The sequence below is a fragment of the Nocardiopsis sp. B62 genome, from assembly GCF_018070675.1.
Lineage (GTDB): Bacteria > Actinomycetota > Actinomycetes > Streptosporangiales > Streptosporangiaceae > Nocardiopsis > Nocardiopsis prasina.
In genome coordinates this window covers 361,316-378,872 of the sequence record NZ_JAGPXK010000001.1, presented here as the reverse complement: position 1 = coordinate 378,872, position 17,557 = coordinate 361,316, and the positions used below count along the sequence as shown (strand labels likewise).

The 17,557-nt window shown below is 70.7% G+C and carries 19 protein-coding genes; 11 read left to right on the top strand and 8 right to left on the bottom strand.

From position 1 onward, the window contains the following. Positions 1-28: 28 nt before the first annotated feature. The 3 genes from KBX21_RS01750 to KBX21_RS01740 are packed head-to-tail and all read left to right on the top strand — an operon-like array spanning position 29 to position 2,663. Positions 29-853 (top strand): alpha/beta hydrolase, encoded by an 825-nt coding sequence (locus KBX21_RS01750; protein ID WP_210840787.1) that lies wholly within the window; start codon positions 29-31, stop codon positions 851-853. Next, the gene (locus tag KBX21_RS01745; protein ID WP_210840786.1) at positions 850-1,821 is read left to right on the top strand and encodes an ATP-binding cassette domain-containing protein; all 972 of its coding nucleotides are present in this window, start codon (positions 850-852) and stop codon (positions 1,819-1,821) included. The genes KBX21_RS01750 and KBX21_RS01745 overlap by 4 nt, the downstream gene beginning before the upstream one ends. Beyond that, positions 1,818-2,663 (top strand): ABC transporter permease, encoded by an 846-nt coding sequence (locus KBX21_RS01740; RefSeq protein ID WP_049572348.1) that lies wholly within the window; start codon positions 1,818-1,820, stop codon positions 2,661-2,663. The genes KBX21_RS01745 and KBX21_RS01740 overlap by 4 nt, the downstream gene beginning before the upstream one ends. A gap of 283 nt (positions 2,664-2,946) precedes the next feature. Here KBX21_RS01740 and KBX21_RS01735 read toward each other — a convergent pair whose 3' ends face one another. Then, positions 2,947-3,711 carry a TioE family transcriptional regulator gene (locus tag KBX21_RS01735; protein ID WP_210840785.1) on the bottom strand — a complete coding sequence of 255 codons (765 nt, stop codon included), beginning with the start codon at positions 3,709-3,711 and terminating at the stop codon, positions 2,947-2,949. A 58-nt stretch (positions 3,712-3,769) separates the two neighbouring features. On the opposite strand from KBX21_RS01735, the gene KBX21_RS01730 reads away from it, so the two are divergent. After that, positions 3,770-4,993 (top strand): erythromycin esterase family protein, encoded by a 1,224-nt coding sequence (locus KBX21_RS01730; RefSeq protein ID WP_210840784.1) that lies wholly within the window; start codon positions 3,770-3,772, stop codon positions 4,991-4,993. 91 nt (positions 4,994-5,084) lie between these two features. Here the strand turns inward: KBX21_RS01730 and KBX21_RS01725 are convergent, their stop codons facing one another. Next, positions 5,085-5,828, bottom strand: coding sequence for an SDR family oxidoreductase (locus tag KBX21_RS01725; protein WP_210840783.1), 744 nt, complete (start codon positions 5,826-5,828; stop codon positions 5,085-5,087). A 237-nt stretch (positions 5,829-6,065) separates the two neighbouring features. On the opposite strand from KBX21_RS01725, the gene KBX21_RS01720 reads away from it, so the two are divergent. Then, positions 6,066-7,460, top strand: coding sequence for an FAD-binding oxidoreductase (locus tag KBX21_RS01720; RefSeq protein WP_210840782.1), 1,395 nt, complete (start codon positions 6,066-6,068; stop codon positions 7,458-7,460). A 124-nt stretch (positions 7,461-7,584) separates the two neighbouring features. On the opposite strand, the gene KBX21_RS01715 is transcribed toward KBX21_RS01720, so the two are convergent. Then, positions 7,585-8,298, bottom strand: a complete 714-nt coding sequence (locus KBX21_RS01715; protein WP_210840781.1) for a MerR family transcriptional regulator — start codon at positions 8,296-8,298, stop codon at positions 7,585-7,587. Between the two features lie 399 nt (positions 8,299-8,697). Here KBX21_RS01715 and KBX21_RS01710 point away from each other — a divergent pair, with 399 nt between their 5' ends. Next, positions 8,698-9,327 (top strand): helix-turn-helix domain-containing protein, encoded by a 630-nt coding sequence (locus KBX21_RS01710; protein WP_049572373.1) that lies wholly within the window; start codon positions 8,698-8,700, stop codon positions 9,325-9,327. 46 nt (positions 9,328-9,373) lie between these two features. Further along, the gene (locus tag KBX21_RS01705; RefSeq protein WP_210840780.1) at positions 9,374-10,057 is read left to right on the top strand and encodes a hypothetical protein; all 684 of its coding nucleotides are present in this window, start codon (positions 9,374-9,376) and stop codon (positions 10,055-10,057) included. A 2-nt stretch (positions 10,058-10,059) separates the two neighbouring features. On the opposite strand, the gene KBX21_RS01700 is transcribed toward KBX21_RS01705, so the two are convergent. After that, complete coding sequence (locus KBX21_RS01700) at positions 10,060-10,671, bottom strand: histidine phosphatase family protein (protein ID WP_210840779.1); 612 nt, start codon at positions 10,669-10,671, stop codon at positions 10,060-10,062. A gap of 268 nt (positions 10,672-10,939) precedes the next feature. Between KBX21_RS01700 and KBX21_RS01695 the strand changes: the two genes are divergently transcribed. Next, complete coding sequence (locus tag KBX21_RS01695; RefSeq protein ID WP_234003940.1) at positions 10,940-11,542, top strand: sigma-70 family RNA polymerase sigma factor; 603 nt, start codon at positions 10,940-10,942, stop codon at positions 11,540-11,542. Then, positions 11,539-12,204, top strand: coding sequence for an anti-sigma factor (locus KBX21_RS01690; RefSeq protein ID WP_210840778.1), 666 nt, complete (start codon positions 11,539-11,541; stop codon positions 12,202-12,204). The genes KBX21_RS01695 and KBX21_RS01690 overlap by 4 nt, the downstream gene beginning before the upstream one ends. An 89-nt stretch (positions 12,205-12,293) precedes the next feature. Here the strand turns inward: KBX21_RS01690 and KBX21_RS01685 are convergent, their stop codons facing one another. Beyond that, positions 12,294-12,893, bottom strand: coding sequence for a CHRD domain-containing protein (locus KBX21_RS01685; protein WP_156208067.1), 600 nt, complete (start codon positions 12,891-12,893; stop codon positions 12,294-12,296). Between the two features lie 186 nt (positions 12,894-13,079). Here KBX21_RS01685 and KBX21_RS01680 point away from each other — a divergent pair, with 186 nt between their 5' ends. Together KBX21_RS01680 and KBX21_RS01675 are read left to right on the top strand one after the other, a co-directional pair. Continuing rightward, complete coding sequence (locus KBX21_RS01680) at positions 13,080-13,739, top strand: hypothetical protein (protein WP_247665034.1); 660 nt, start codon at positions 13,080-13,082, stop codon at positions 13,737-13,739. 102 nt (positions 13,740-13,841) lie between these two features. Continuing rightward, positions 13,842-14,384, top strand: coding sequence for a type 1 glutamine amidotransferase domain-containing protein (locus KBX21_RS01675; protein ID WP_049572391.1), 543 nt, complete (start codon positions 13,842-13,844; stop codon positions 14,382-14,384). Between the two features lie 106 nt (positions 14,385-14,490). Here the strand turns inward: KBX21_RS01675 and KBX21_RS01670 are convergent, their stop codons facing one another. From KBX21_RS01670 to KBX21_RS01660, 3 genes are all read right to left on the bottom strand, one after another. Further along, positions 14,491-14,604, bottom strand: a complete 114-nt coding sequence (locus KBX21_RS01670) for a methionine/alanine import family NSS transporter small subunit (RefSeq protein ID WP_082206432.1) — start codon at positions 14,602-14,604, stop codon at positions 14,491-14,493. After that, entirely contained in the window at positions 14,604-16,220 is a 1,617-nt protein-coding gene (locus KBX21_RS01665) for a sodium-dependent transporter (protein ID WP_049572395.1), read from the bottom strand. The genes KBX21_RS01670 and KBX21_RS01665 overlap by 1 nt, the downstream gene beginning before the upstream one ends. Before the next feature lie 211 nt (positions 16,221-16,431). Then, positions 16,432-17,436, bottom strand: a complete 1,005-nt coding sequence (locus KBX21_RS01660) for a pirin family protein (protein WP_210840777.1) — start codon at positions 17,434-17,436, stop codon at positions 16,432-16,434. Between the last annotated feature and the right edge of the window lie 121 nt (positions 17,437-17,557).

The window sequence follows — 17,557 nt, the reverse complement described above, 5'->3', positions numbered from 1 at the left end:
TGTTGTACGAGGAACCTCGGGGAGAGTCATGATCGCGGCGGGCCCATCCACCATTCCGGTCCCTGAGCCGTTGCGCTATGAGCGCGCCCAGGGGTACGGGGTTCGTCTGCTGGCCTGTGACGGGACCGAGGACGGGCGGATCGTGGAGGAGTTGGGGGACGCGGCCACCGCGGACCATGTCGCGGTCCTGGTGCCGGGCAACGACAACTACCTGGGCAACTACTTCAACCAGAAGCGGGCCACACGGCCGCGCGCCAACGGGGAGACGTTGTTGCGCACGATGCGTGAGGTGGCGCCGGGGGAGCGTGTGGCCGTGGTGGTGTGGGTGGGGTACCGCACGCCGCGCGGGTTCGGGGAGGCCGTCTCGCGTCGCCCGGCGTTGGAGGGGGCTGCGGACCTGGTGCGGCTGACCCGGTTCCTGCCGGGTGCGGCACGGGTGACGCTGGTGGGACACAGCTACGGCACGGTGGTGTGCGGTCTGGCCCTGGGCCGGGGGCGGGTCAGTGACTGTGTGGCGCTGGGCAGCCCCGGCATGGGGACGCGTTCGCTTGAGGAGCTGGGGTTCTCGGGGAACCTGTGGGCGGCGCGGGGGCCCCGTGACTGGATCCGGTTCTTTCCGCGCGGGCACGTGGGGGAGGTGGGGCACGGGCCCTCGCCGATGCGGCCCGGGTACGGGGCGCGGGTGTTCGGGACCGGGGACATCCCGGGGCACTGCTCGTACTACCGGTCGGGCAGTGAGTCGGTGCGCAACATCGCTCGGATCGCGGTGGGCCGGTACGAGGAGGTGACGCCGGTGGTGGCGCCGCGTCCCCGTCACGCGGGTCGGGTGCGGGTGGCGGAGGTGGTCTCGTGAGCGGCGAACCGGTGATCCTGGCGGAGGGGGTGCGCAAGCTCTACCCGGGTGGTGGGGCGGCCCTGGACGGGGTGGACCTGGCGGTGGCGCCGGGGACCGTGCACGCACTGCTGGGGCCCAACGGTGCGGGTAAGACGACGTTGGTGCGGGTCTTGGCGACCCTGTTGGGGTTCGACGGTGGCCGGGCCAGGGTGGCCGGGGCCGATGTCGCCTCGCAGGCTCGGCTGGTGCGTTCGCGGATCGGGTTCGTGGGGCAGTACGCGGCGGTGGACGAGATCCTCAGCGGGCGCCGCAACCTGGAGATGTTCGGGCGCCTCTACCACCTGGGGCGGCGGCGTTCTCGGGAGCGGGCCGTGGAGTTGTTGGAGCGTTTCGACCTGACGGGGGCGGCTGACCGTTCGGTGCGCACGTACTCGGGTGGGATGCGCCGCCGGTTGGATCTGGCGGCGGGGCTGGTGCTGGACCCTCGGGTGCTGTTCCTGGACGAGCCCACGACCGGGTTGGACCCGCGCAGCCGGGCCGAGGTGTGGCGGGCTGTCAGGGAGTTGGTGGCGGGGGGTACGACGGTGCTGTTGACCACGCAGTACCTGGAGGAGGCCGATCGGTTGGCGGATCGGGTGTCGGTGTTGGACCGGGGCGGGGTGATCGCCGAGGGAAGCCCGGAGGAGTTGAAGTCGCGGGTGGGCGGTGGCCGGGTGGAGGTCGTGGTGGCCGGTGTGGAGGAGTTGCCGGTGGCGGTGGAGGTGCTGGGCCGGATGGCCGGGGCGCCGCCGGAGGTGGACCGGGACGCGTTGCGGGTCAGTGCGCCGGTGTGTGGGCGCGGCGCGGGGTTGTCCAAGGTGGTGCGGGCGCTGGACGAGGCTGGGTTGGACGTGGAGGACATCGCGTTGCGGCGTCCGACGTTGGATGACGTGTTCCTGGGGTTGACCGGGCAGCACGGTGGCGCTGTGGCGGAGGAGCGGTCGTGATCGCGGACGTGGAGCGTGAACGGCGGGGGCCGCGGGTCCTGCTGGGAAGGGCTGGTTGGGCGGTGGCCGATTCCGTCGTGGTGGCCCGCCGCTACCTGGCGCACCTGCTGTACAAGCCCGATGAGGTGATCGGGACGCTGATGATCCCGGTGCTGGCGGTGCTGCTGTTCGGTTTCGTGTTCGGTGAGGCGATGGGCGCGGCCATGGGGGTGGGCGGTGAGGACTACCGCGACTTCCTGATGCCGGGGCTCTTCGCGCTGACCATGGCGTTCGGGATCGGGAACACGACGATCGCTGTGGTCACGGACGTGGGCCGGGGTGTGGTGGACCGGTTCCGGACGTTGCCGATGGCTCCGTCCGCGTTGTTGGTGGGGCGCAGTATGGCGGACGTGGTCTCGGCCCTGGTGGATCTGTTGGTTCTGGTGGGGATGGGGTTGTTGGTCGGGTGGCAGTGGCACAACGGACCTGCGCCGGCGTTGGCCGCGTTGGGGTTGTTGTTGCTGTTGCGACTGGCGTTCACGTGGATCGGGATCTACCTGGGGTTGCTCGTGCGCAGCCCCGAAGCGGCCATGAAGTTCTTCTCGCTGGTGTTCCCGCTGGCGATGGTGGCCGAGACGTTCGTGCCCACGGAGGTGATTCCGGCGTGGTTGGCGCCGGTGGCCGAGTGGAACCCGTTGTCGGCGACGGTGCTGGCCTGTCGTGAGTTGTTCGGCAACACCACGGTGGTGGGTGAGTCGTGGGTGGCGCAGAACGCGGTGTTGATGGCGGTGGTGTGGCCTCTGGTGCTGATGGCGGTGTTCGTTCCGTTGGCGATGCGGCGCTACCGGAATCTGGGTCGCTGACTCCGCGTCGGCGTGTGCGGGCACGCTCTTGTTGTGTTCACCTCTCCTTCGTGATGCCGGCGCCACGCCCGTCCCTGGCGGCCTGGCGCGGAAGGCTGGGTCACTGACGGCCGGGGAGGCGGGTCGGCGCCGCCTCCAGGGGTCCTCCTGCTCGAACCGTTTCGCGTTCGTGCCCCCCCCTTCGCCCGTCGGTGGAACGGTGGTGGGAAGGGGCCCGCGTTCGGGGGCGCCCCAGGGTGCGCACACCGGGGGTGTTCTTTGGCGCGGGTGGGTCTTTGGGGGTTCAGGCGTGCGTGGACAGGTGGGCCTCCAGTTGGGCGGCGCCGGTCAGGAGCGCTCGTCCTCGGGTGTCGAGCCGCTGGTGCCAGTCGTCCAGGGTCCCCTCCAACGGTTGGAGGCCGCCGGCCGAGCGCACCTGGGTGATGAGCGGGGCGATCTGTTGCAGCAGGTGGCCGCCGCGCCGGAGCTGGTGGACCAGTTGGGCGTCGCGTACCGCGGCGTCGTCGTAGACGCGGTAGCCGGTTCGTGGGTCGCGGACCGGGAACACCAGTCCGGCGTTCTCCCATTTGCGCAGGGTGGCCGGTCGGACGCCGAGGCGGCCCGCGAGCTGCCCGATGAAGACGGTCCCGGGTGTGGGGTTCGTGGTGGTGAGTCCGGAGAGCACCCTGGTGGCCGCTGGTGCGGCCGTGGTCGGCGCGGGGTCCAGGTCGTGGAGCGCGTTTCGGACGGCGGTGAGGGTGCGGCGGTCGTCGAGGAGTTGGGCGTGGCTCAGGTCGATCTCGTGCAGTGCCTCCTCCACGTGCCCGTGGTTGACCGCTCGCATGATCGCTGCCGCCCGCTGGTGGCCGTGGCCGGGGAACAGGGCCAGGAACGCGCGCAGGGCCGAGGCGTGCAGCGGGGTGTAGGTGCGGTAGCCGTGGGGGGTGCGTTCGGCGGGTGGGAGGATGCCGTCGGCCTCGTAGTTCCTGATCGCCTGGGTGGACAGCCCGTGCCGACGGGCCAGGTCGATCGGTCTCAGGCGTACCCCTCTTTGAAGCTTTTCTGCCATGTTCTCGATGCTAGTGCGTCAAAGTCTCCACGGTCGGTTCAGCGATACCGTCGAAGGTATGGACACGCGGACGAAGGACACGACGCATGCGCTCGGGGCGGCCTCGGTGATGGGGTTGCTCCCAGACCGGCCGCGCGTGCTGGCTCTGGGTGAGCCCACGCACGATGACGGCACGCTGCTCCGGGTGCGCAACGACCTGTTCCGCGAGCTCGTGGAGGAGGGGTATCGGACGATCGCGCTGGAGAGCGACTGCCTGAGGGGGCTGGTCGTGGACGAGTACGTCACCTTCGGTCACGGAACCCTCGACGAGGTGATGGAGCGCGGATTCAGTCACGGCTTCGGTGCCTACGCCGCCAACCGCGAACTGGTGCGGTGGATGCGCGCCCACAACGAGGGACGCCCGGTGGGTGAGCGGGTGCGGTTCGCCGGGTTCGACGGTCCGTTGGAGATCTCGGGCGCCGAGAGCCCCCGGCAGGCCCTGAGCGCCCTGTACGACCACCTGGCCGAACAGGTCGAGGCGGACCTGCTGCCCTGTACCGCCGGGTACCTGGACCGGTTGCTCGGATCGGACGGGACTTGGACCGACCCGGAGGCGATGATGGACCCGGGCCGGTCGGTGGGGCAGTCCGCCGAGGCCGGTCAGTTGCGGTTGATCGCCGACGACCTGGTGGCGCTGCTGGACGCGCAGGCTCCGTACCTGGTGGGGGCGACCTCGCGCGCGGAACTGGCGCGGGCCGAGCTGTACGGTCGCACGGCCGTGGGGTTGTTGCGCTACCACCACTGGCTGGCGGACGCCTCGCCCGCGCGCATCACCCGGTTGTTGGGGGTTCGGGACCAGATGATGGCGCACAACCTCCTGGCCCTGGCCGACCATGGGCCGGTGTTGGTGCACGCGCACAACTCCCACCTGCAACGGGAGCGGAGCTCAATGCGGATGTGGCAGGGGTTGATGGAGTGGTGGAGTGCGGGGGCACTCGTGGCGGAGCGGCTGGGCCGCGGGTACGCGTTCCTGCCCACCGCGTTGGGCACACTGCGTCACCACGGGGTGGAGGAACCACCCCAGGGAAGCGTGGAGGGGGTGTTGTACGCGCTGGGCCGGGAGCGCTGTGTGGTGGACGCCCCTGAGTTGGCGCGGGTGCTGGGTGAGGGTTCCGCCGAGGCCCGGGAGTCGCCGTGGTTCGGATACGCGCCGTTGGACCCGGCGCACCTGGCGAACAGTGACGGTCTGGTGTTCGTTCGGGAGGTCACGCCCTCGGAAGGGCCGGCCAGCGGCTGCGAGTAGGCGCGGCCGAGGGGCCCGCTCACGCGTGGCGCGCTCGCGGACCGGCTGTGGTCCTGGTTCTCGGGTGCGGCCGCTTCGTCGCGGGTGCGCCTCAGCTTCGGGCCAGGAACTCGGCGAAGGTGGTGCGGCCCACGGCGTGCTCGGGGGCCAGGTGCCCCCCGGCGCGGAAGGCGGCGAAGGTCGCTCCGGGCAGGCGCACCGGCAGCAGGCGGCGCGAGGCGCCGGTGGCGTCCAGGTAGGCGCGGGCCAGGTCGTGGAAGGACTCGACCCGGGGGCCACCCAGGTCGGGGACGCGTCCGGAGGGTTCCTGCTGGGCCAGACGGACCAGGCGCAGGGCGACCTCGCCGGGGTCGACGGGCTGCACGTCGACGTCGGGGTAGGGCATCACGGGCAGGCGGGCGGCTCGGGCGCAGACCGCGGCGACGAGCTGGTGGAACTGGGTGGCGCGCAGGACGGTCACGCCCAGACCGGAGGCGAGCAGGGCCTCCTCGACGGTGTGCTTGGTGCGGTAGTAGCCCAGGGGGACGCTGTCACAGCCGACGATGGAGACGTACACCAGGTGGGTGACGCCGTTGGCCCTGGCGGCGCGCAGGAGGTGGGTGGCGGCCTGGAGGTCGCCGCCGGTGGGGCTGCTGGCGCAGTGCACGACGGTGTCGACGCCGGTCAGGGCGGTGTCGAGTCCCTCCCCGGTGCGCAGGTCTACGGCGTGGGCGTTCGGGTCCTGTGGGTCGGGGTGGCGGCTGAGGGTGTGGACCTGGTGGTCGGTCTGGTGTAGTCGTTCCACGACCGGTGCGCCGAGGGTTCCGGTGGCGCCGGTGACCAGGATCGTGCTCATGTGCCCACCTCCGCGGCCGTGGGTGGTGTGTCTGGGCCGTTGGGGCCAAGCTAACACCGGACTGGTCCGCTTTTGTGGATGTTTGGTGGGTATTCGTCTTGTTTTGCCGAGGCGTGGTGTGGGAGATCGTGGGTGTTCGTCCTGGTACGCGGGTGACTCATGGGGTGAGGCGTCCCGTTAGAGTGCTGGGCAGCGTCGGTGCAGTGAGCGCCGCCACACAGGGTGAAGGAGGGGTCCATGCCGGGGGTCGTCGAGGAGCTGGTGGCCGCGATCGGGGCCGAACAGGTGGTCACCGATCCCGCCGTGATGGAGGGCTACTCCCATGACGAGGCCGAGTGGGCGCCCTACGACGCCCCGGCGGCGGTGGTACGGCCCCGCGACACCGCCGACGTCGCCGAGGTGGTGCGGATCTGCGCGAGCGGAGGGGTCGCGGTGGTCGGACGCGGCGCCGGTACCGGGCTGTCCGGGGCGGCCAACGCCGGACGGGGCTGGGTGGTGGTCTCCTTCGAGCGGATGAACCGGGTGCTGGAGGTGGACACCGTCCAGCAGACCGTCACGGTCCAGCCGGGCGTGGTCAACGACGACCTGCGGGCGAGGGTCGCCCAGGACGGCCTGTGGTACCCGCCGGACCCCGCCTCGTCGCCGTGGTCGACGATCGGCGGGAACGTGGCCACCAACGCCGGTGGGCTGTGCTGTGTGAAGTACGGGGTCACCCGGGACTACGTGCTGGGCATGGAGGCCGTCGTCGGCTCCGGTGAGGTGGTGCGACTGGGCAGGACCACCGCCAAGGGGGTGACCGGGTACGACCTGGCCGGGCTCATGGTGGGTTCGGAGGGAACGCTGGGCCTGGTCACCGAGGTGACGTTGCGTCTGGTGCCGTTGCGCCGGGGTGTGGAGCACACCGTGGTGGGCTACTTCGACTCCCTGACCGATGCCGGGCGGGCGGTGGCCGCCGTGTCCGCGGCGGGCATCGTGCCCTCGGCCCTGGAACTCATCGACCGGTTCTGCCTCCAGGCCGTGGACGAGTGGAAGAACATGGGGCTGTCCGCCGAGGGAGAGGTCCTGTTGTTGGCCCGCAGCGACCTGCCCGGGACCTCCGGTCAGGAGGAGGCTGACCGCATCCTGGAGTGCTTCGAGAAGGAGAAGGCCGTGTACGCGGTGCGCTCCACCGACGAGGAGGAGGCCGAGGCGCTCTTCCAGGCGCGGCGGCTGGCCTACCCGGCCCTGGAGCGGCTTGGTCCGTTGCTGACCGAGGACGTGTGTGTGCCCAAGGCGCGGGTCCCGCACATGCTGGAGGCGATCGAGGCGGCCGGGGAGCGGTTCGACACCAGGATCGGCAACATCGCGCACGCCGGGGACGGGAACCTGCACCCGCTGTTCATCGTCCCGGCAGGTGACGAAGAGGCCAAGGGCCGTGCCAAGCAGGCGTTCGAGGTGATTGTGGACGAGGCCCTGGCGGTGGGCGGGACGGTCACCGGCGAGCACGGCGTGGGTCTGTTGAAGATGCGCGGCGCCGCCGACGAGCTGGGCCCGCATGTGCTGGCGATGCACCGGGCGGTCAAGGGAGCGCTGGACCCCGCGGGGATCTTCAACCCGGGCAAGGTCTTCGCTCTGCGGGAGGAGCGGGACTGAGCGTGGGGGACCCCGGTGCGGGGGTCGCCGGAGGAGAAGGGGTGCGGGTCGTCCGGGTGGTTCCCAGGCGGCCCGCACCCCTGTGTGTGGGGGGACGAGGCCAGGTGGCGGGGGGCGACGGCGGTCAGACCGTGCGCGCGTAGTCGTCGAGGAGGGCGGCCGCGGTGAGCATGGCCCGTGAGCGCTGGGTGAGTTCGTCCGCGCGTTGGGCCAGGGCGGTGTGCAGCGCCCGGCTGTCGCCGCTGCGGCGCAGTTCCTGGATGACCGGCGGGATGTCCGAGAGCGGGTAACGGACCTGGCGCAGCAGGTGCACCATACGGGCCTCGCGCACGTCGGCGGGGGAGTAGAGGCGGTACCCGGTGGGGTGTTCGCGCCGGGGGTCGAGCAGCCCGGCGTCCTCCCACACGCGCAGGGTCGAGGTGCGTATGCCCAGGTGGGCGGCGAGTTCGCCGATGCGCAGCTCACCTCCGTGGGCGGCTGGTGCGTCGGGGGTGTGTTCGGCGACCGCAGCCAGGGCCCGACCTGTGGCGTGCAGGGCGGTGCGCTGTTCGTGCAGGGCGTGGTGGGCTGCGTCGATCAGCGCCAGGGCCGCGGGGAGGTCGCGTTGGTGCACGGCGGCCATGACGTCGCGGGCGGTGGCGCCACCGAACCCTGCGCTCAGGGCGCGGAAGGTGAGCAGGGCCCGGCGGTGGAGGTCGGTGAGGATCCGGTAGCCGGAGTCGGTGCGGGCGGTCGGCGGCAGGACGCCCTCGTCCGCGTGGTTGCGAACCTGTTGCGTGGAGATGCCGGCGGCCCGGGCCAGGTCGATGGGGCGGAGCCGGTCGGTGGGCGCGTCCAAGGTGTGGGTCCTCCCTGGGTGTGGGTGATCAGGATAGGGCGCGGGGCGGCCCTTCGGCGGGGTGTGGCGAACGCCCACCCGGGCAGGAGGGGGCGACGTGCCCCGGAAGGTCAAGAAGCAGTGTCGAAGCTGGTCGGGTGGACCCATGCCCGCGACTGAACGACTCCCCCTGGGCCAGGCCGTCGGACGCGTACGACGCTCTCTGGGAACACGTCCAGCGCACGGAAGGAGCGGTGGGAGCCGTGGAAGGAACCACACCCGGTGTCGGACTCGGCGGGCGACTCGCCCGAGGAGACCCGCGCCGCGTGCTGGACCTGACACCGGGTCGCGGCCGGTGAGGACGGCACACTGCCCCCGCAGTAGTGCGAGGGGAAGGGCGGTCTGTGGCAGATTCGGGGTATGGAAGACGAACTCACCCCGGTGCTGGAGGCGGTGGGGCCGCGGTTGCGGTCCCTGCGCAGGGACCGGGGCACCACGCTGGCAGGGTTGTCGGAGCAGACGGGGATCTCGGTGAGCACCCTGTCCCGGCTGGAGTCGGGGCAGCGGCGCCCCACCCTGGAACTCCTGTTGCCGCTCTCCCGTGTGTACGAGGTGCCCCTGGACCGGCTCGTGGGGCAGCCCCCGGTGCGGGACCCCCGGGTCCGGCGCGGGTCGTTCGTCCGTCACGGGGTCACCTATGTTCCGCTCAACCGCAGGCCCGGCGGACTCCAGGCCTACCGGATCACCAACCCGACCGTGAACGCCCCGCTCACCGTCCCTGCGGAGGAGATCGAACAGCGCACCCACGAGGGGCACGACTGGCTGTACGTCCTGGAGGGGCGGTTGCGGCTGGTCCTGGGCGATCACGACATGGTGTTGGAGCCGGGGGAGGTCGCCGAGTTCGACACCCGTATCCCGCACGCGCTGGCCAACCCCGGACCGGGGCCGGTCGAGTACCTGGGCCTGTTCGGCCCCCAGGGTGAGCGCGCGCACGTGCGGGTGCGCCCCAGTCAGGACTCCGGGAAAAGGGCGGAACCAGGCGAGGAGTGAACGGCGTCTCAGTGGGTGGAGAGCCGCGCTGAGAGGAAGTTTCCCTATGTCCGGTGGCACCCTGACGATCATGGCGATCGTCGTAGTCATCATCGTCGCGCTCGTGATGATGTCCTCGGCCGCTGAGCGGCGGCGATCAGAGGCTCTGGAGGCCTGGGCGGGTGAACGGGGCTGGACCTACGACCGGGAGCGCCCCGAACTGGTCGCCCGGTTCAGCGGAACACCCTTCCAACGAGGTCGCTCCGACGCCAAGGCCAGGCACGTTCTGACCGCCGAGCACGGGGGTCACGGGGTCCTGGCCTTCGAGTACAGCTACACGACGACCAGCTACGACGGTCAGAACACGAGCACCACGAAGTACTGCTTCGGGATCGTCGCCCTGAGCACCCCGCGCACCCCCACTCTGGAGGTCAGGAACGAGCACTTCGGACACACCCTTCTCGGACTGTTGGGGGTGCACGACCTCCAGGTGGGGGAGCCGACCTTCGACGAGACCTTCCGGATCGCCACCGAGGACGACGCGTTCGCCCTGGCGGTGCTGGGACCGGCGCTGCGGGCGTGGTTGCTGGAGCGCGCCGAGGAGCGCATACCTTTCCGCTTCACGGGTGACCACCTCCTGACCTGGTACACGGGCGCGTTGGAGCCCGAGAAAACGGTGGCTGCCGCAGACACCCTCATCGGCCTGATGGAGCGGGTCCCCGCCCAGGTGTGGGAGGGGACCCGGGGCTGAGGTCAGGGGCGCAGGTGCGGTGGGAAGCCCGTCCATCGCAGGTCGTGGGGCAGGTGGGTGAGTTCGTTGAGGGTGACCACTGAGGCCGGGGTGTCGGGGGCGTACCTGATGACGGTGAGTCCGGCGTTGGCGGCGCCCACGCTCACCCACCGCCAGGGCGGGGCGTCCAGGGCGGCCGTGACGAGCCAGCCAACCAGGTAGGCGTGGGTGATGAACACCTCGCGCCTGTCCGTCCCGCCCTCCACGGGGCCGGTCAGGAGTTCCAGTGCCCGCTGCCCGAGTTCGGGTGAGCGTTCGGCGGCGGGGACCCGGCTGACGAAGTCGAGGACGCCCTCGGCGTGGGCGGTGGGTAGCTCGTGGCGTCGGGGCAGGTGGGGAGCGTAGTCCCCGGCCTCGGGGAGTTCGGCCGGGGTCACGTCCTCCAGGTGGGAGGCCACCAGGTGGGCGGTTTGCGCGGCGCGGGGCAGGGGGCCGTGCCAGAGGGCGTGGGGCGCGAACTCGCTCAGGCGGGCCCCGAGCAGGTCGGCCTGGAGGCGCCCGGTCTCGGTGAGTTCTCCGGTGTCGGGGTCGGCTTGGGCGTGGCGGGCCAGGTACAGGTGACGGGTCGCGGCCATGGGCGGCCCTTTCTGGTGACAGGGGGCGGTCCTCCCTACGATCCGTGGTTGTGGCGCGTGGTTCGTGGCTGTCCGTGCCGCCTCGTGCGGGGGCCTCTCTCCGGTGGTGGAGCGCTCCCCGAGTCGAAACCACCGCTGTGATGAGCCCCGTGGTACCGGTGCCTCCCGGAGCGGGAACCGAGCTTTTCTCGGCCGAACTGGCCGAACGGTGAACGCTACGTGCTCGTGAGGAGTAGACACTCTTCCAACACGTGATCGGGAGAGCCCGGTGGTGAACAGGGACGGGGGACGGATGGGCCGTGTGCTTCGACGGCGCCGTCGATACGGGGCCGGTGTGGGTGACCCCGAGCCGGACTTGCGTGACGAGGGCGGGGTCCAGGCGGCCTACAACGCACACGGGCCCGAACTGTACCGGTTCGCGTTGCGCCAGCTCAGCGACGAGGTGGCCGCGCAGGACGTGGTGCAGGAGGTGTTCCTGCGCGCCTGGCGCGCGGCGGACCGGTTCGATCCCGAACTCGCCAGTCTGAGGGTCTGGCTGTTCGCCATTGCGCGAAACGTCCTGGTCGACGAGCTTCGTCGCGCCGCCAGACGGCCCCTGCCCATGGCCCCGAGTGGAAGCGGGCGGCTCCCGGAACGCTCCACCGGGCGCAGCCTCGACGAGCAGGTGATGCAATCCTGGCTGGTGGAGGAGGCGCTCCAGCGGATCGGCCCCGAGCACCGGGCCGCCCTGGTGGAGACCTACCTGCGCGGTCGGCCCTACGCCGAGGTCGCCGCTGAGCAGGGCATACCTGTGGGCACGCTGCGCAGCAGGCTCTTCTACGGACTCAAGGCCCTGCGCGTGGTCATGGACGAGATGGGGGTGCGCGAATGAACGGGGACTCCCATCGCGGCGTACGCGACCTCCTGGGCGCCTACGCCCTGGACATGCTCGGACCCGATCAGCGCGCGGCGGTCTCGGCCCATCTGGACGGGTGCGCCGAGTGCCGCGCGGAACTCGACTTCGTCGCCCCCGCGGCGGAGTTGTTGCCGCTGGCCGACCCCGACCGGCTGTCCGAGCTGCCCGCGCCCCCACCCGAGCTGGGGGAGCGCATCGTCGCCGGTGTGCGCGCCGAACACGTGCCGCGTGCGCGCGGGCGGCGAGCCCGACGGCTCCTGGCGGCCTGCGCCGTGACCCTGCTCGTGGGGGTCGGCGCCGGGGTTGTCGCCGGTCACGCCTTCTTCGCCCCGGAGCCGGTTCCCCTGGAGGGTGTGGCCACCACCGTGCACGAGGCCGGAGTGGACGCCGAGGCCGAGCTGATCCCGCACACGTGGGGCGTGGAGATCCGGCTGACCGGTACTGGTTTCGAGGAGGGGCGGACCTACCGGGCCACGCTCCTCGACGAAACGGGAGGTGAGCACCCCGCGGGTGAGTTCGTGGGCGTGGGCGCGGATCCGATGGTGTGCAACCTCAACAGCGCGCTGCTGCGGGAGGACGCGGTGGGCTTCGAGATCACCGACGAGGGCGGCGACCCCGTGGTGAGTTCCTCGTTCTGAGGGTTTCGCGTCTTGGACGGGGCACGGGAGCGCCGCGGTGACCCCGCGCCAAGGGTCACCGCGGCGCCGTCACTGCGCCTCCGGTCGTCCTACCAGGGCTTGCCGTATCCGTTGCCCGCGTCCATGAGCTGGCCACGGATCGCACCGGCCGGGAAGTCGGCGGTGTGGGTGTCGGCGTAGAAGCTCGCCGGGTCGTCCTCGATCTGGGCCACGGTGAAGCCCTCGCCGGTGTCGTTGCCGTCGGCGTCGTCCAGACCGGTGGTGAACGGTCCCCGCATGCAGCCGGAACTGCGCAGGTCGCCACGACCGTCGTCCTCGGGGTCGGGGAAGGCCAGGCGCGGCGGGCCGAACTCGCCGTCGGCGGCCTGGTGGATGTGCGTGGCCGTCTTGGCGGGGCTCTGGTACGGCGGGGTGACACCACGGAACCTGATGTCGTAGCAGACCACGTCCAGGTCACTGTTGAGCCGGAACTCGAAGGAGCCCCACGCGCCCTCCTCGCCAGCGACGGGCTCGCCCTGGTTGTCGATCACCATGTCGGGGGTGGCCTCGACCCAGAACTCGCTGGTGAACACGTTCGGCTCGGGGACCTCCTCACCGGCGTGCGCGGCCGTGCCCGGTGCCGCCACCAGTACTCCGGCGACCGCCGTCGCGAACGCTCCGGTCGTGATCCGCCTCGTCGCTGTCCTCATGCTTGGCCATCCCCCTGTCATCGACCGCGAGACCTTCGCGGACCACGTGAATACGTTCGCCCTCTCCGTGGAGTTCACCCGGAGTTACCAAGTCTGGGTAAAGCCGTGAGCGGCATCACTCTCCGTCGTTACCGTGGTGACACGAAACAGCGAACGGGCGCAACCTGGGCTTGGCACCTTGGGTGCATGGACGCTTTGAGTGGCAGCCATGCAAACGACGACCGTCACGGATTCTTCGGCCGCGAGGTGCTGGAGATGGGGACCCTGCTGTTCGCCGCCGGGTCGGCGCACCTGCTGGTGGTCTCCCTGGGGCACAGCGCCAGCGGGGTCCGGGCCCTGATCGTGGTGGGGGTCCTGCTCCTCGCCTTCTCCGCCCTGCACCGTTGGCGCAGGCACTGTCGGACGCGCCGCCGACCCTCCGCGCACACGGGTGCTGCCCCCGATCCCGACCCGGTCCGTTCCGCGTCCCCCGCCGAGGACCGGCTCTGGAGCGTGCGGGTCGCCGTCGCCGAAGGGCCGGGCGGGCTGGCCGCTCTCGCTGGCCGGTTCTCCGAGTTGGGGGTCGACATCCGTCTCAGACAGGTCCACTCCGACAGCGGCGGTGCCGTCGACGAGTTCTACGTGAGTGTGCCCCCGAACGTGGACGAGACAGACGTTCTGCGCGCGGTGCGCGAGGCCGGCGGTCGTCACGTCGTGGTGCGCACCGGCGATGTTCACGAACTCAGCGACTCCACGGGGCGACCCCTGACCGTGGTGGCGCGTGGTTCGTGGCTGTCCGTGCCACCACCCGGGACCCGTCCGTGGGCGGGGCCGGGGAAGGTGGTCGTTCCCGTGGAGGCGGACTGATCCGGCGCGGGCACGTGAGCGGAGGGGGCTGGGCGGGTAGGGCCGCACGTGTGAGCGGGCCCGTCCGGGTCCGCGCATCCGAGGAGCACACAGGGGGACACGATGGCTGACCCACTCACCGGACGGCGCGTCGCGATTCTGGCCGCCGACGGGGTCGAGCAGGTGGAGCTGGTCCAACCTCGCCAGGCGTTGGTGGATGCGGGTGCCCAGGTGGAACTGGTCTCGTTGAACGAGGGACGGATCCAGGCCATGAACGGGGACATCGAACCGGCCGACCGGTTCACGGTGGACCGGGTGGTCTCCGCGGTCGGAGTCGACGACTACGACGCGCTCGTGGTTCCGGGTGGCACCATCAACCCGGACAACCTGAGGTCGGACGCCGACGCGGTGCGGCTGGTCCGCGACTTCGTCGCCCGGGGCAAGCCGATCGCCGCCATCTGTCACGGGCCGTGGCTGCTGGTGGAGGCGGACGTGGTGCGCGGGCGCACCCTCACCTCCTTCCCCAGCATTCGTACCGACATCCGCAACGCCGGTGGCACCGTGGTGGAGGAGGAAGTGGTCACCGACCACGGCGTCACCACCAGCCGCAACCCGGACGACCTGCCCGCGTTCTGCGAGCGGATCATCGGGGAGTTCGCCGCCTGAACCGTCCCCGGGCCTGACCTGGGCCGGACCAGGACCCCTTACACGGCCGAGTGGCCGCGAACCGCGTGTGCGGTTCGCGGCCCCTCGGGGACTGCGGGGGGTGGGGTCACTCCGACCCGGGGTCGTCCGGATGACGGCGCAGGTGGATGACGGCCGCGATGAGGCCACCCCAGAGCACGGTGATGGAGATGACCATCATGACGATGGCGCTGGTGGACATCAGCGGTCCTCTTCCTTGTCGAAGGGCGGGATGGTCGCTTCGTTGGGCGCGATTTCGTTGGGCGCCGCCAGCTGGCCCGAGGCGCCCTCCTTCCCGTCCGCGATGCGCTCTGCGTCGTGTCGGGCGATGACGTCGGCGCGCTTCCACGGGAAGCAGGACATGACGATGCCGAAGACGATGGCGCCGATGGCCACGCCCCAACCGGCGGCGAGCAGGTACCCGGTCGGGTAGCCACCGTAGTTGGTGGTCAGCTCGGTACGCAGGCTGTCCCACATCATGATGCCGAGCAGGACCGGGGTGATGCCGCCCAGGGTCACACGCCACCACAGGCCGAGGTGGATGCTGGAGACCGAGTTGACGTGCGCCTGGAACAGGGGCAGCTTGCGCACGCCCCAGGAGACGAAGACGACCAGCACCAGACCGGCCAGCGCGATGCCGTACTGGTTGATGAAGTGGTCGAAGACGTCCAGGAAGTGCAGGCCCTCGGGAGTGGGGAAGAGCAGGATCGAGGCGAGCGCGGTGGCGCCGCCGACCAGCAGCACGGTCTGGGTGCGGCCCAGGCCGGTGCGGTCCTGCACGGCCGAGACGATCACCTGGACGATACTGATCAGCGAGGTGAGTCCGGCGATGACCAGGCAGCCGAAGAACATCACTCCGAAGAGCGAACCGCCGAAGGGCAGGCTGGAGATGATCTGCGGGAAGGCGATGAAGGCCAGTCCGATGCCGGAGGTGGCGACCTCGTCCACGGCCGTTCCGGCGGCGGTGGCCATGAAGCCGAGGGCGGCGAACACGCCGATACCGGCCAGGAGCTCGAAGGAGCTGTTGGCGAAGCCCGCGACCATGGCCGATCCGGTCAGGTCGGACTTGCGCCGCAGGTAGGAGGCGTAGGTGACCATGATGCCGAAGCCGATGGACAGCGAGAAGAACACGTGTCCGTAGGCGGCGATCCACACCTTGCCGGTGAGCATCGCCTCCCAGTCGGGCGTGAAGAAGGCGTTGAGGCCGGTGACCGCGCCGTCGAGGGTGAGCGCTTGGACGACCAGGAGGCAGAACAGGACCACCAGTAGCGGGATGGTGATCTTGTTGATGATCTCGATGCCGCGCCGGACCCCGATGATCAGGACCGCCAGGGTCACGAACCAGACGGCGACCAGAGGCCAGGCCACCCCGGAGACGAACCCGGAGACGACACCCGGTTCGGGGCTCATCTGCAGGAAGTCGTTGAAGAAGAAGCTGTCGGGGTCGTCACCCCAGGCCTGGTTGACGGAGAACCAGGTGAAGCGGATGGCCCAGGCGATGATGACGGCGTAGTAGACCGCGACCACGAAGCAGATGGCCACCTGCCACCAGCCGATGACCTCGGCCGGGCGGTAGATGCGCCGATAGGACAGCGGGGCCGAGGAACGGTACCGGTGCCCGATGCCGTACTCGAGGATGAGCAGCGGGATACCCGCCGTCAGCATCGCGATCAGGTAGGGCAGGAGGAACGCCCCGCCCCCGTTCTCGTAGGCGACGTAGGGGAATCGCCAGATGTTGCCGAGTCCGATGGCCGATCCGATCGCGGCCATCAGGAATCCCGCGCGCGTCCCCCACTGCTCGCGAGGCTGTTGCCCCATGTTCAGGTCTCCTAAATCATCCCGTAGTTCGCGACCCGCACGGTAGCAGGATTTGGGTCTTTGGGCATTGTTGGAGCAGGTCCGAGCGCTGGATGTCGTGATCGGGCCCTCGTTTGGTGCCGGATCGTCCAGGGTTGGTGAGGCGCTCCGGGGCAAGCCCGGCTTACCCCTCGCGTTCAGAGCACCTCACCCTGGGGGCGGGGGCTCGGGTTCAGGCGTCGCGGTGCCGGGGACGCGGGCGCAGCCGCGCGTTGGGCAGGTCCGGGGCTGGCAGGGCGGCGCCGTGGTCGGCGCGAACCGGCTCGAAACGCAGGCCCGAGTCCCGGTCGTCGCCTTCGCGTTGGTCCTCCCAGTCGGCGCGGGCGCGCACGATGTCGTCGTGGTCGCGTCCGACGAAGTTCCACCACATGACGAGGTCCTCGGTGAAGGGTTCGCCGCCGATGAGGAGCAGGTGGGTGCGTTCTTCGGCGTGGAACTGGACGGTGTCGCGGCCGGTGCCCAGGTAGAGCAGGGAGCCGGGGACCACGCGGTGGCCGTGGGCGTGGACGGGGGCGTCCAGGGGCAGCAGGCCGTGTTCGAACGCGGCCTGCACGGGGATGGTGACGGTTCGGCCCGCCTCGATGACGATCTCGGCGCCGACCAGGGGTGTGTGGTTGCGCGCGGGTGAGCGGTGGCCGTGGAGTTCGCCCATGATCACGGTGACCCCGGCGCCGGGCAGGGAGAAGCCGGGCAGGTCGGCGTGGTGTTCGAAGTGGGCGGGGCCCTCGCGGTCGTGTTCGGGCAGGGCCACCCACAGCTGTGCTCCCTGGAGCAGGTCGGGGGCCTGCTCGGGGGTGCGTTCGGAGTGGGCGATGCCGTTCCCGGCGGTCATGAGGTTGAGCTGGCCGGGGCGGACGAGCTGGTCCGAGCCGAGGCCGTCGAGATGGTGGACGGTGCCCTGGACCAGCCAGCTCACGGTCTGCAATCCGATGTGGGGGTGGGGCGGTACCTGCATGCCGGGGCCGGTGCTGACGTCGGCGGGTCCGTAGACGTCGGCGAAGCACCAGGCGCCGACCATGCGTCGGTTCCTGCCCGGCAGGGCGCGGTGGACGAGCATGGCGCGCGGTCCGCCGAGGGGGACCTCGCGGGGTTCGAGGAGTTCGGTGTCGGGTTCGGGGCCGGAGCGGTCGGCCTCGCAGACCCGTTGTTCGGTGGGGTGGGGTTCTACGTTGCTCACCCGGTCGACGCTAGTCCAGCCGGTGGCGTGCGCGCACGTGGGTGGGGGTGTGGCGTGGGAGGCGGGTGGGTCTTGTGGGAACTAGATGGGGAGTTCGCGGGTATGAGTGGGGGACGGGGTC